The 13,436-nt window shown below is 29.3% G+C and carries 14 protein-coding genes; all 14 read left to right on the top strand.

Going from position 1 to position 13,436, the window contains the following annotated elements:
- Positions 1 to 17 precede the first annotated feature (17 nt).
- Positions 18 to 1,100, top strand: a complete 1,083-nt coding sequence (locus ACTG45_RS18860) for a type IV pilus twitching motility protein PilT (protein WP_021386438.1) — start codon at positions 18 to 20, stop codon at positions 1,098 to 1,100.
- Complete coding sequence (locus tag ACTG45_RS18855; protein WP_021386405.1) at positions 1,081 to 1,863, top strand: prepilin peptidase; 783 nt, start codon at positions 1,081 to 1,083, stop codon at positions 1,861 to 1,863. Before ACTG45_RS18860 ends, ACTG45_RS18855 begins: the two co-directional genes overlap by 20 nt.
- A 103-nt stretch (positions 1,864 to 1,966) precedes the next feature.
- Positions 1,967 to 2,617 (top strand): prepilin peptidase, encoded by a 651-nt coding sequence (locus tag ACTG45_RS18850; RefSeq protein WP_021386427.1) that lies wholly within the window; start codon positions 1,967 to 1,969, stop codon positions 2,615 to 2,617.
- 13 nt (positions 2,618 to 2,630) lie between these two features.
- Positions 2,631 to 3,191, top strand: a complete 561-nt coding sequence (gene pth, locus ACTG45_RS18845) for an aminoacyl-tRNA hydrolase (RefSeq protein WP_021386404.1) — start codon at positions 2,631 to 2,633, stop codon at positions 3,189 to 3,191.
- Positions 3,192 to 3,207: 16 nt separating this feature from the next.
- Positions 3,208 to 6,594 carry a transcription-repair coupling factor gene (gene mfd, locus ACTG45_RS18840; protein ID WP_479919577.1) on the top strand — a complete coding sequence of 1,129 codons (3,387 nt, stop codon included), beginning with the start codon at positions 3,208 to 3,210 and terminating at the stop codon, positions 6,592 to 6,594.
- Between the two features lie 30 nt (positions 6,595 to 6,624).
- Positions 6,625 to 7,620 (top strand): peptidylprolyl isomerase, encoded by a 996-nt coding sequence (locus ACTG45_RS18835; protein WP_021386426.1) that lies wholly within the window; start codon positions 6,625 to 6,627, stop codon positions 7,618 to 7,620.
- A 123-nt stretch (positions 7,621 to 7,743) separates the two neighbouring features.
- The gene (spoVT, locus tag ACTG45_RS18830; RefSeq protein ID WP_021386391.1) at positions 7,744 to 8,283 is read left to right on the top strand and encodes a stage V sporulation protein T; all 540 of its coding nucleotides are present in this window, start codon (positions 7,744 to 7,746) and stop codon (positions 8,281 to 8,283) included.
- Positions 8,284 to 8,402: 119 nt separating this feature from the next.
- Positions 8,403 to 10,016, top strand: coding sequence for a putative polysaccharide biosynthesis protein (locus ACTG45_RS18825; protein WP_479919576.1), 1,614 nt, complete (start codon positions 8,403 to 8,405; stop codon positions 10,014 to 10,016).
- Between the two features lie 106 nt (positions 10,017 to 10,122).
- A complete protein-coding gene (gene yabN / locus ACTG45_RS18820) occupies positions 10,123 to 11,571 on the top strand; it encodes a bifunctional methyltransferase/pyrophosphohydrolase YabN (RefSeq protein ID WP_021386437.1) in 1,449 nt (482 codons plus the stop codon).
- 88 nt (positions 11,572 to 11,659) lie between these two features.
- Positions 11,660 to 11,938, top strand: a complete 279-nt coding sequence (locus ACTG45_RS18815; protein ID WP_003421415.1) for an HU family DNA-binding protein — start codon at positions 11,660 to 11,662, stop codon at positions 11,936 to 11,938.
- 71 nt (positions 11,939 to 12,009) lie between these two features.
- Complete coding sequence (locus ACTG45_RS18810; protein ID WP_021386414.1) at positions 12,010 to 12,252, top strand: RNA-binding S4 domain-containing protein; 243 nt, start codon at positions 12,010 to 12,012, stop codon at positions 12,250 to 12,252.
- 61 nt (positions 12,253 to 12,313) lie between these two features.
- The gene (locus ACTG45_RS18805; protein WP_003421411.1) at positions 12,314 to 12,568 is read left to right on the top strand and encodes a YabP/YqfC family sporulation protein; all 255 of its coding nucleotides are present in this window, start codon (positions 12,314 to 12,316) and stop codon (positions 12,566 to 12,568) included.
- Complete coding sequence (yabQ, locus tag ACTG45_RS18800; protein ID WP_021386407.1) at positions 12,569 to 13,102, top strand: spore cortex biosynthesis protein YabQ; 534 nt, start codon at positions 12,569 to 12,571, stop codon at positions 13,100 to 13,102. It abuts the gene before it with no gap.
- 5 nt (positions 13,103 to 13,107) lie between these two features.
- Positions 13,108 to 13,392 carry an FtsB family cell division protein gene (locus ACTG45_RS18795; RefSeq protein WP_021386423.1) on the top strand — a complete coding sequence of 95 codons (285 nt, stop codon included), beginning with the start codon at positions 13,108 to 13,110 and terminating at the stop codon, positions 13,390 to 13,392.
- Positions 13,393 to 13,436: the final 44 nt, after the last annotated feature.

Raw genomic sequence — 13,436 nt, 5'->3', positions numbered from 1 at the left:
TATGGAGATTAAATATTATGTATATTTATGATTTATTGGAGCAAGGGATAAGACTAAATGCATCAGACATACACATAACAGTTGGAACAAATCCTGTAGCTAGAGTAAAAGGTGGATTTGTAAAACTAAGTGAACAGATACTTACACCAGAAATAACAATGCAAATGGCAAAAGACATAGCAGGGGAATCTATGTTTAAAGTAATAGAAGAACATGGAGAAGCTGATTTTTCAGCTTCTCTAAAAACAGGTGAGAGATTTAGGGTAAACTCATATAGACAAAAAGGAAATTACGCAATAGCAATAAGAACTATAACAGCGGAGATACCAACTTTTGAGAAATTAGGTCTTCCAGAAAATATAAAATCATTTACTGACAGACATAAAGGACTAGTTTTAGTTACAGGTCCAACAGGAAGTGGTAAAAGTACAACACTTGCAAGTATGATAAATATAATAAATGAAACACAACAAAAACATATAATTACACTTGAAGACCCAATAGAATATGTACATCGCCATAAACAAAGCTTAGTAAATCAAAGAGAAGTAGGAACTGATACTGAAAGTTTTCACTCAGCTCTTAGAGCTATCTTGCGTCAAGACCCAGATGTAATACTAATAGGAGAGATGAGAGACCCTGAAACTGTATCAATAGCATTAACAGCAGCTGAAACAGGTCATTTAGTATTTTCAACACTACATACAGTTGGAGCAGCTAAGACAATCGATAGAATAGTGGATATGTTCCAACCATCTCAACAGCAACAAATAAAAACTCAACTATCTACAGTTTGTGAAGGGGTAGTATCACAGCAATTACTTCCTACAGCAGATGGAAAAGGTAGAATAGCTGCAATTGAATTGATGTTTGCTACTCCAGCAATAAAAAACTTAATAAGAGAAGGTAAAACATATCAAATTCCAAACATGATACAAACTGGCGTCAAAGCAGGTATGAAGACTATGGACCAAGATTTAATGGAACTTTATAAAAACGGAAAAATTACAAAAGATATGGCACTTAGTAGATGTACTGACCAAGAATTTCTGACAAGAATGATAGGTGGAGTAAATTATAATGGACATTATAATCGTTAATTTATATGTATTTATAGTGGGTCTAGTATTTGGAAGTTTCTTTAATGTTTGTATTTTTAGGATTCCAGAGGGAATTTCTATTTCTAGACCTCCATCACATTGTATGAGTTGCAACACTAGACTAAAACCTATAGACTTAATACCAGTACTAAGCTATTTAATTAGTGGTAGAAAATGTAGATATTGTTGTGAGAAAATTTCTAGTAGATATGCTATAGTAGAATTAATTACAGGAATTTTATTTTTAACAGTATTCATGATATATGGAATATCTACAACAACTATTTATTATTTCATTCTTGTATCTTTGCTGATTATAATAACATTTATAGATATTGACCACTTTATAATCCCAGATAAAATACTGATTTTTGGAGCTATATTCGCTATAATTTTTAATCTCATTTTTAAAGAAATACCAATTAAAAGTTCAATTATAGGAGCTTTTATTTGTGGAGGAAGCGTTTGGCTTGTTGTGATTTTGATTGAATTTATAGTAAAAAAAGAGTGTATGGGTGGAGGAGACATTAAACTATTTGCAATGATAGGTCTTTATATGGGTGTTAAAAATGGACTTTTGACCGCTCTATTAAGTGTTTATGTGGGAGCAGTATATGGAATTTGTGTGATAATCTTAAGTAAGATAAAGAAAAAGGAATACAATTCTGTTATACCTTATGGTCCATTTATATCAATTGGAGCATTAATAACAATCTTATGTGGTAAACAATTACTTGAACTTTATTTTTCTATGATTATGTAGACAATAGTTAAATTTAATCAAGTTTTAATTTTTATAAAAGTGAATTAAAGTATTCGATAAGGACAATATTATTATTAACCCTATTACTAAAGTGCTATAGGCTATGGAGTATATAATAATAATTTCCTTATTTTTTGCACATTTGATAAATAAATCTCTATGTATTTTTTGTGATAGAGCAAAGAAAAATCTATATAATATGTTTTTTATTTACATAATAACTGTAGTTTTATCTTTATTAATATATATAAAATTTGGAATTAGTGTAGAATGTGTACAATATATGGTATTAATTCCATTTCTAATAATTATATCCATTATAGATTACTACACAATATATGTATATGATATAACAATAGTTAGTGGTATAATAGTTCAAGGTATAATTTTTTTGGTCTTTTGTAATATTGTGCAATTTGACTATATAAATCATATAATTGGACTAGCGATAGGCTTTATTATACCTTATATTATTGCTAAATTAACAAAAGGATTAGGCTATGGAGATGTAGGTCTCTATAGCTTATGTTGCTTTGCATTGGGAAATAATTATGTATTTTATGTGATAGTTTTATCATTTATTTTAGCGTTTTTGTTTTTTATTGTTTTATACATAACTAAAATATTTAAAGGTATAAATGTAAAAAAGCAAATTCCTTTTACACCTTTTATTTCCCTATCGACAATTATAATAATATTTACAGAGTATAATATATTTGATTTTTATTATAGTTTGTTATACAAATTTATATAACAGGAGGTAAGAAATGTACGTAGTAGTAGGGTTAGGTAATCCAGGAAAGAAGTATGAGAAGACTAGACATAACGTTGGATTTGATGTCATAGATATTCTTGCAAAAGAATACAACATTAGTGTTACTAAAATAAAGCATAAGGCTTTAATTGGAGAAGGTAGAGTAGGTACTGAAAAAGTATTATTAGTAAAACCACAAACTTATATGAATTTAAGTGGGGAAACATTAATAGATATATATAAATATTACAAGGTTGATTTAAGTAATATAGTAGTAGTATATGATGATATAGATTTAGAGGTTGGAAAGATACGTATAAGAAAAAAGGGAAGTGGAGGAACTCATAATGGTATGAAGTCTATAACAAAATGCCTAGGTTCAAATGATTTTCCAAGAGTAAGAGTAGGTGTATCTAAGCCAGCAATTGGTCAAGATTTAGCTGATTTTGTACTTTCTAGATTTAGAAAAGAAGAATCTGATAATATAAATGAAGCATTAGAAAAAGCGGCATGTGCTATTGACTCTATAATAAGAGAAAACATAGATATGTCTATGAACAAATACAATGGATAGTGAGAGGGAGATTTAAATGAATGATGTTTTTTTATATCCTTTGCAAAATTCAAAAGAGTATAAAGATATAATAAACTGTATAAAAAATACAAAAGGCTCATTATTGGTTAATGGACTTTTGCCAGTACAAAAACCTCATATATCTTATTCTATGTTTAATGATTTGTCACGACAAATGATTTTTATAACTAGTAGTGATTTAGAAGCCAAGAAAGTATATGAAGATTTAAGTTTTTATATTGAAGATAAAGTTGAATATTTAGGATTTCAAGATATTTATTTTTATCACTTAGATGCAAAGGACAGAAACGAAGAGGCAAAGAAATTAAAGGTATTGTTAAAACTAGCAAATAGGGAAAAAATAATTTTAGTAACTTCTATTGAAGCGGTTTTAAGAAAATACATACCAAAACAAGTTTTACTTGATAGTGTATCTCATTATAAGGTGGGAGACAGTTTAGATTTAGAAAAACTAACTGAGAAACTAGTTTCATTAGGATATGAAAGAGTTTCAAAAATAGAGGGGTTTGGTCAGTTTAGTATAAGAGGTGGAATTATTGACGTGTTTTCACTTGAATATACAAATCCAATTCGTATGGAATTATTTGATGATGAGATAGATTCCATACGAACTTTTGACGTATATTCGCAAAAATCAATTGATAAATTACAACAGTTTTCTATTACCCCATCTAGAGAATTTATTTATCCAGAGAAAACTACAGATGCATTAGTTAAACTAAAAAAAGAAACAACTAAGATTACTGATGAAGGTACATTTCAAAATATAGACTATATATCAAGCAAGACTTATTTTGAAGGTGTAGAAAACTATATAGACTATATTTATCCAGAAGAAAACAAAAGTATATTTACCTATCTAGCAGATGATGCAATAGTATTTATCAATGATATAACAAGGCTTAAAGAAAGATGCGAAAATTATATAAATGAGTTTAGAGAAAATTATAAACTTAATCTTGAAAGAGGCTTGGCTATTAAAAACCAAGGAAAATTATTATATCATTATACAGACTTAGAATATCTAGTAAAAGACAAGTCTGTAGTTTTAAACTCACTATTGCCAAAGTCTATAAATAATTTTTCTATAAAATCTATAATCAACTTTGAAAGTAGAGAAGTTCCTGCATTCAATGGAAAAGTAGATTTGCTTATAGAAGAATTAAATCGACTGAAATATAATGGATACAAAATAATTTTAGCAACAAATACATTGGAAAGAGCAACTAAATTAAGAAAAGATTTATTGGATAAAGGCTTAGAAACAACTGTTTCTAAAGATAGAGATATTGAAATTAAATCTTCTCAAATTGTAATCGTACCTGCACATATAAACAGTGGTTTCCAGTATAAATCAATAAAGTTTGTTGTTATAACAGATAATGAAATGATAGGTGTTTATAAAAGAGCATCTAAAGCTAGCAATAAAAAAGCTAAAAAAGGGAAAAAGATAGAATCATTTTTAGATTTAAGTGTTGGTGATTATGTAGTACATGAAAATAGTGGTGTAGGTAGATACACAGGGATTGAACAGATTACAGTCAATGCTATTAAAAAAGATTATATGAAAATAGTTTATCAAGGTGGAGATAATCTATATGTGCCAATAGACCAGATGGATAAAGTACAGAAATATATTGGTGCAGAGGTAGAAAAAGTTAAGTTAAATAAGCTTGGAACCAATGAATGGACAAAGGCAAAAGCAAAAGTAAAAAAAGAAATTGAGGACATGACAAAGGACTTAATTGAACTTTATGCAAAACGTGAAAAAATACAAGGATATAAGTTTTCAAAAGATACACCTTGGCAGGCAGAGTTTGAGTCATTATTTCCATATCAAGAGACAGAAGACCAATTAAAGGCAATAGAAGAAACTAAAAAAGATATGGAATCAAGTAAGGTAATGGACAGACTTGTATGTGGAGACGTTGGTTATGGAAAAACAGAAGTGGCGATTAGAAGTATTTTTAAAGCTTGTATGGACCAAAAACAAGTTGCTGTACTAGTTCCAACAACCATACTAGCTCAACAACACTATAATACATTTAAAGAGAGATTTGAAAATTATCCTTTGAGAGTGGAAGTTTTAAGCAGATTTAAAACGCCAAAACAACAAAAACAAATTATTGAAGATGCCAAAAAAGGATTAGTAGATATTTTGATTGGAACACATAGAATAATATCCAAAGATATAAATTTACCAAATTTAGGTCTTGTAGTTATTGATGAGGAACAAAGATTTGGGGTAAAACATAAGGAAGCTTTAAAGAAAATTAAATCTACAGTAGATGTACTTACACTTTCAGCAACTCCTATACCAAGAACCTTACATATGTCTTTAAGTGGAATAAGAGACATGAGTGTTATAGAAGAACCTCCACAAGAAAGACACCCTGTAATAACATATGTTACAGAGAGTAAGGAAAGCGTAATTCAAGATGAAATAGAGAGAGAATTAAGTAGAGGTGGACAGGTATTTTTCGTATACAATAGAGTTGAGCATATTGAAGAAATGGCAAGTATGATTCAAAAGCTCGTACCAGATGCTAGAGTAGCTGTTGCACATGGAAGAATGACTTCTAAATCATTAGAAAATATAATCCTAGGATTTTTAAATAAAGAATATGATGTACTAGTTTGTACTACAATAATCGAAACGGGTATGGACATATCCAATGCAAATACAATGATTATATATGATGCAGATAAAATGGGATTAGCTCAACTTTATCAATTGAGAGGTAGAGTTGGAAGAAGCTCCAGACAAGGATATGCGTATCTTTTATATGAAAAAGACAAAACTCTGAGTGAGATAGCAGAGAAGAGATTAAAAGCTATTAGGGAATTTACAGAGTTTGGCTCAGGTTTTAAAATAGCAATGAGAGACCTTGAAATAAGAGGTGCTGGAAATATTTTAGGCTCTCAGCAACATGGTCATATGGCAGTCATAGGTTATGATTTGTATGTTAAAATGCTTAATGATGCAATTAAAAAGGTTAAAGGTGAGCCTATTGTGGAAGAAATTGATGTTGAAATAGATTTAAGTGTAAATGCATACATTCCAGATAATTATATAAAAGATGAATTGATTAAGATTGAAATGTACAAAAAAATAGCTTCTATTGAAAATAAAGAAGATATGTTGGAGATACAAGAAGAACTTGAGGACAGATTCTCTGATATACCTAAACCAGTTCAGACACTACTTACAATAGCTTATATAAAATCATTGTGTAAGGTATTGAAAATAGAAAAAATAAGACAATTAAAAGATGAAATATTATTAGTTCCAATAACAAAGTATAGAACTAAACAGAAAATAGGTTATAATATAGTTACAGAATTAGAAGAATTATTAGAAAAAATGTGCAAGGTGAAATAACTTGTAAATTTAAGAAGGGATGTTTTAAATTTGAAAAAAGTAATAACATTGGCAATAGCTATGATTTTGGTAGTATCTATGACTGCCTGTAGTTCTAGTAAAGAAGAAACTGTAGCGACAGTTGAAGGAGCAAAGATATCATCAGATGAATTTAAAAAAACTATAGCTCTTTATAAAGATTCTATGGAACAAACTTATGGAAAAGATATATGGGATAAGGAAGTTGAAAAAGGTGTAAAGTATAAGGACAAGTTTAAGGATTTAATTCTTGACCAACTTATAACTACAGAAGTAATATATTCTCAAGCTAAAAAAGATAACTTACTTCCTAAGAAAGAAGATGTTGAAAAAAGTCTTAAAGATTTAAAAGATGCTATGAGTAAGGACGAAAAATATAAAGAACAGCTTAAAAAGTTAGGAATAGATGATGCATTTTTAAAAGACCAACAAGAGAAAGATTTAGCTATGCAAAACTATCAAAGTAGTTTCGCTAAAAAGACTAAAATATCAGATGAAGAAATGAAAAAATACTATGATGAGCACAAAGATGAATTTAAAAAAGATGAGGTAGAAGCTTCTCATATTTTATTAAAAACAGTAGATGAGAATAACAAGCCACTTTCAGATGAGAAAAAAGCAGAAGCTAAGAAAAAGGCTGAAGAAGCTCTTAAAGAAGTTAAATCAGGTGAAGATTTTGCAAAAGTAGCAAAAAAATATTCACAAGACTCTACAGCAAGTGATGGTGGTAAATTAGGTTTCTTCTCAAGAGGACAAATGGTTGCTGAGTTTGAAGAAGCTGCTTTTTCTATGAAAAAGGGTGAAGTATCTAATTTAGTTGAAACTCAATATGGATATCATATAATTAAAGTAACAGACAAAGTAAATGAGCAAACATCATTTGAAGATGCAAAAGAAACTATAAAAGACCAATTGTTAAAAAATAAGTATCAAGAGCAAATAGAAAAATTAACTAAAGAAGCTAAAGTGGAAAAAGATGAAAAAGTAATAAATAAAATCACAATCTAAAAACTAAAAAAAGAGTAATATGCTTAAAAAAGCTATATCTAGATAAGATATAGCTTTTTTTGTATATTTTTCTTAACAATGGTAAAAATAAACTTAAAGTAATTTATGGAGGGATTAAAAAATATGAAAGCAACAGGTATAGTTAGAAGAATAGATGATCTTGGAAGGGTAGTTATACCAAAAGAGATAAGAAAGACATTAAGAATTAGAGAAGGAGACCCTTTAGAGATATTCACAGCAAAAGATGGAGAAGTCATACTTAAAAAATACTCTCCAATAGGAGAATTAAATGAATTCTCTCAAGAATATGCTGAAACATTAGCTGAAGTGCTAGGATATGGTGTATTGATAACAGACTTAGATTCTATAATAGCTGTATCTAAACTTCCTAAAAAAGATTATAAAGAAAAAAGTATAAGTGATGAGCTAGAAGCAATAATAAGTGAAAGGACAGTAAAATATTCAAAAGATAAAAACCTTTTACCTTTATTTAAAGAAGACCAAAAAGAATATACTAGTCAAGTTATTATGCCTATAATTAGTGCATCTGGTGACTGTATAGGTTCAATTGTAGTAGTTTCAAAAGATAAAGATACAATTGCAGAAAATGAAGAAAAATCTTTGAAAATTGCTGCTAACTTTTTAGGAAAACAAGTTCAATAATTTTATCATAAAGACCTTTTAAATGAAGGTCTTTTGAAGTTTTTGTGTAAAATATTGAATATAGCATCAAAAATATGGTATATTAAAGTTTGTTATATAAACAGTATGGAGGTTATGTTATGAACAATAACAAAAATAAAGACTCCTTTTTAAAGGGAGCCCTTATACTTGGGCTAGCAGGTGTAATCGTAAAAATAATGGGAGGATTTTTTAGAATCCCTCTTGGGAACATGATTGGTTCAGAAGGAATGGGATACTATCAGGCTGCTTATCCTGTGTATACTCTATTTTTAACATTAGCTACTGCTGGATTCCCAACGGCCGTGGCAAAATTGGTTTCGGAAAAAGTTGCCATTGGAAATTTTAAAGGTGCAAATAAGATATTTAAGGTATCACATACAGTTTTATTTATAACCGGAATAATATCATTTTGTATATTATTTTTTGGTGCCGACTACATAGTAACAAACATAATGAAAAATCCAGGTGCATTATACTCTATGAAAGCTATTGCTCCAGCATTATTATTTGTCCCTGCAATGTCTGCATATAGAGGATATTTTCAAGGGAGACAAGATATGACTAAGATTGCTGTGTCTCAAGTTGCAGAGCAATTTTTTAGAGTTGTATTAGGTCTTACTTTGGCCTACCTACTTATGAGAAGTCTAGGTCAGACTTTTGGAGCAGCTGGTGCTATATCAGGAGCTACAATAGGTTCAGTAGCATCTATGATTTACTTGATGTTTGCTTATATGCTAGGAAGAAAAGAGCGTAGAGCAGAGATAGATGCAAGTCAAAGATTTAAAGATGAGAGAGTTTCTTATATTTTTAAAAAGCTTTTAATTGTTGCTATCCCTATAACAATAGGAGCATCAGTAATGCCACTTGTAAATATGATAGATAATGTTATCGTGATAAGAAGACTTATGGAAGCAGGCTTTACATACAAAGTAGCAAATTCAATGTTTGGTCAGTTAACAGGTATGGCAATGGCCACAATAAATTTACCAGCAGTTATAACAACTGCAATGAGTATGAGCTTAGTGCCAGCAATTTCTAAAGCATATGCATTAGGAAATAAGTCAAAAGCTAGAAAAGATACTAAGAGTGCAGTTAAGGTAACTTTACTTATAGTGTTACCTTGTGCGTTTGGTATGGCTTCTTTAGCAATACCAATAATGGGTCTTTTATTTCCACATGAACCATCTTCTGTAGGAACTATTTTGTTTACTCTTACTCCATGTGTATTATTTTTAGGTTTAATACAAACATTAACTGGTATAATTCAAGGAATGGGAAAACCAATAGTCCCTGTAATTGCCCTATGTGCTGGTATGTTATGTAAGATTGTGATAAGTTATACTTTGACAGGGATACCAGATATTAATGTATTGGGTTCTGCATTTGGGACAGTTACAGCATACTTTGTGGCAGCTATGATTAACTTATTATATGTTAAAAAACACATGAATGTAAACTTCCCTAAAAAAGAATTTATAATAAAGCCATTTATAACAGTTATGACAATGTTTATAATGGTTAAGTTGAGTTACGGTGCTTTAGCTGGATTCTTAGGAAATAGCATATCTACAATAATTGCAATATGTATTGGTGGAATTGTATATGTAGTAGTTATACTTGGAATAGGAGGAGTTAAAAAAGAAGAGATTTTAACTATGCCAAAAGGTGATAAATTATATAAATTGTTAAAAAAAGTTAAACTTATAAGATAATATAGGAATATATATGTAAATAAAGGAAATACTATACAAATAGTAAAACTCCTTATTTGCATAATAATACAAAAATAAAGTGAAATTTGCTAATAGGAGTGATGTTATGGGTAAGATAAGTATTGTAGGTCTTGGACCAGGAGATTATTCTCTTATAAGCCAAGGTGTTTTAGAATCTTTAAAAAATAGCCCTAGAGTCTTTTTTAGAACAGAGAAACATCCAATAATTGATAAACTTAAAGAAACTATACAATACACTTCTTTAGACTATTTTTATGAAAATGAAGAAAATTTTGAAAATGTATATTTAAAAATATCTGAGTTTATCATAGAAGAAGCTACAAAGGGTGACTTAATATATGCTGTTCCTGGTCATCCAAGAGTCGCAGAAAAGACTGTAAGTATAATAGAAAGACTAGCCAATGAAAAGCACATAACAGTAGAAATATTGCCTTCTATGAGCTTTGTAGACGCTATGTTTAACTATTTGGGCATAGACCCATCTGAAGGCTTTAAATTGATAGATGCTTTTGAAATAGAAAATTCATATATAGACTTAGATACTAGTATGATAATAACTCAAGTATATGATAAATTTATAGCATCTAATGTAAAGTTAAAGCTTATGGAATACTATGACTATAATCAAGAAGTATGTATAGTAAATGGAGCAGGTGTCAAAGATTTAGAAAGTAAAAAGTTTATAAAACTGTGCGAATTGGACAGAAATGAAAACTTTTTTGACTATTTAACTAGCTTATATATACCCAAAAGTTCTAAAAAGATGTATAATACAGTACATGACTTAGAAATAATAGTTAATACACTTAGAAGTCCATCTGGATGTGAATGGGATAAAAAACAAACGCATCAATCATTAAAAAATTCTGTTATAGAGGAAGCATATGAGCTTTGTAATGCAATTGACAATAATGATATAGATGAAATGGTAGAAGAACTAGGAGATGTTCTTTTACAAGTTATATTCCATTGTCAGATAGGAAATGAGGAGGGCTACTTTGATTTAAAAGAAGTAGTAAATGGAATCTGTAAAAAATTAATTCATAGACATCCTCATATATTTAGTGGTGTAAAACTAGATATGTCTAAGTTTGAAAAAACTTGGGAAGAATTAAAGAAAGAAGAAAAGGGCGAAAGCACTGTAACAGATGGTCTTAGAAGGATACCAAAACATCTACCAGCTCTTATGAAGGCTAGTAAAGTTCAACATAAAGCAGCCCTTGTTGGCTTTGATTGGGACAATGTAGAAGATGTATTTAAAAAAATTGAAGAAGAATATCAGGAATTACTTGACGAACACAGGGTCGGGAATATAAAATACATAAAGGAAGAACTAGGCGATTTATTATTTTCGGTAGTAAATCTAGCTAGATTTTTAGACATAGACTCAGGAGAAGCCTTGAACTGTACTACAGATAAATTCATAAATAGATTTGAGTTTGTAGAGAAAAGTGCAATGAATTTAAATAAAAAATTAGAAGACATGACACTTGAAGAGATGGATGAATTTTGGAATCAGGCTAAAAAACAATAAAATTGTGGAAGGAAATTTGTCAAAAATCTAGAACTTTTATCACAAAGATAGAAGTCTATATTATAAACATTTTTAGGAGGTAAATATCGTGAATAAAGCTGAATTAGTATCAAAGATGGCAGAAAAAAGTGGATTAACAAAGAAGGAAGCAGAGGCTGCATTAAACGCATTTATGAGTTCTGTTCAAGATGCACTAGTAAATAATGAAAAAGTTCAATTAGTTGGATTTGGAACATTTGAGACAAGAGAAAGAGCTGCTAGACAAGGAAGAAATCCAAGAGATCCAGAGCAAGTTATAGATATACCAGCTTCTAAAGCACCAGTTTTCAAAGCTGGAAAAGGATTAAAGGATATAATAAATGGATAATTAGAAATCTTGTGAAAAAGTGTGGATAAATTTGCCACACTTTTTCTATAGAACTAAGGAAGGTGATAATTATGAGATTAGATAAGTTTTTAAAAGTATCTAGGATTATAAAGAGAAGAACTGTTGCTAAAGAGGCATGTGATAAAGGAATTGTCACTATAAATGGAAAAGTTGCTAAATCTTCTTCAGAAGTGAATATTGGAGACACATTAGAAATACAATTTGGAGAGAAAAAGATGAAGCTTAAGATAAATGAAGTAAAAGAGCATGTGTTAAAAAATGATGCAAAAGAAATGTACGAAATTTTAGAATAAAATTGATAGTCCTCTAGTATATTAATAGTAGTATTAGTGAAATATTTACTGGGGGGATATTATGGAACAGAACATAACTTTGAAAGATAGATCAAAGCTGGTTATTTCAGGAGTCGAGCACATATATTCTTTTAATGACAAAAGAGTTGAGCTTAAAACTTCTGTAGGCGAGATGGTGATTGAAGGCGAGAACCTAGATATGAGCAAGCTAAGTATAGACGAAAATATAATTAGCATAGATGGAACTATAAATTCTATGGTGTATGCAAAGCCTAAAAAGCCACAAGAGAGTTTCTTGAAAAAGGTATTTAGATAGATGATACCTTTCACTCAAGATGTAAGTATTTTTTATGCTACTATTTATGGTGGAATACTTATAGGAGTATTGTTTGATTTTTATAGAGGTCTAAGAGGAAACTTTAAATTTATCAATTATTTCGCAATAATCTTTGATGTGTTGTTTTGGTTTCTAGCAACGGCTATAATATTTCTAACAATAAACCTTACGGAATTTTTTGATTTAAGATATTACCATTTTGTGGCTTTGTTTATTGGTTTTATTTTATACTATAACACCATAAGTAAAATTGTTTTATCAATTATCAATAAAATAATCTGTTTTGTGAGGAATTTTTTAAAAAAAGTTATACACTACATAGTCAGTTTTTTAAATAATTTGTATTACGTTATAATCTATTCACTACACCTACTATTTGATATTATATTTTATATACCAAACATATTTATAGCAACAAAGAAGGGTATAAAAAGAAAATCAAATAAAAAATCAAAGAGCAAGAAAAAAACAAAACCTAAGAAGAAAAAAAATAAAACTAAAAAAAGGGTGTAGAGAAAATGAACTTAAGAAAAAAATTTTCAGGACAAATTGTTGTTATCAGTTTATTTTTAGGAATGTCAGTTTTTAGTATGATAACAGGGTTTGTATTTGAGTACACAAAAGCCAAGGAATATAAAAAAGAAATAGCAAGTCTAAATAAACAATTAAAAAAGACTGAAATACAAATAAACAGCTTAAAGAAAGATGAAAAATCATATGAAGGAGACTTAGAAGAAATAGCAAGAAAAAGATTAAATATGGTAAAGCCTAATGAAACTGTTTATGTTGATATAAATCGTTGATTAAAGCTTGCTAATAAGTTTACAGATGTATTGATTTTAAAATT

The organism is Clostridioides sp. LIBA-7602, from assembly GCF_056688945.1.
The sequence above is the reverse complement of the archived record's forward strand: the minus strand, read 5'-3'. Positions and strand labels throughout refer to the sequence as shown.

Coding starts and splice junctions, on each gene's coding strand:
- ACTG45_RS18805 (WP_003421411.1), top strand. CDS start 12,314: ATGGAACAGAACATAACTTTGAAAGATAGATCAAAGCTGGTTATTTCA.
- spoVT (WP_021386391.1), top strand. CDS start 7,744: ATGAAAGCAACAGGTATAGTTAGAAGAATAGATGATCTTGGAAGGGTA.
- pth (WP_021386404.1), top strand. CDS start 2,631: ATGTACGTAGTAGTAGGGTTAGGTAATCCAGGAAAGAAGTATGAGAAG.
- ACTG45_RS18825 (WP_479919576.1), top strand. CDS start 8,403: ATGAACAATAACAAAAATAAAGACTCCTTTTTAAAGGGAGCCCTTATA.
- ACTG45_RS18855 (WP_021386405.1), top strand. CDS start 1,081: ATGGACATTATAATCGTTAATTTATATGTATTTATAGTGGGTCTAGTA.
- yabN (WP_021386437.1), top strand. CDS start 10,123: ATGGGTAAGATAAGTATTGTAGGTCTTGGACCAGGAGATTATTCTCTT.
- yabQ (WP_021386407.1), top strand. CDS start 12,569: ATGATACCTTTCACTCAAGATGTAAGTATTTTTTATGCTACTATTTAT.
- ACTG45_RS18810 (WP_021386414.1), top strand. CDS start 12,010: ATGAGATTAGATAAGTTTTTAAAAGTATCTAGGATTATAAAGAGAAGA.
- ACTG45_RS18795 (WP_021386423.1), top strand. CDS start 13,108: ATGAACTTAAGAAAAAAATTTTCAGGACAAATTGTTGTTATCAGTTTA.
- ACTG45_RS18860 (WP_021386438.1), top strand. CDS start 18: ATGTATATTTATGATTTATTGGAGCAAGGGATAAGACTAAATGCATCA.
- ACTG45_RS18850 (WP_021386427.1), top strand. CDS start 1,967: ATGGAGTATATAATAATAATTTCCTTATTTTTTGCACATTTGATAAAT.
- mfd (WP_479919577.1), top strand. CDS start 3,208: ATGAATGATGTTTTTTTATATCCTTTGCAAAATTCAAAAGAGTATAAA.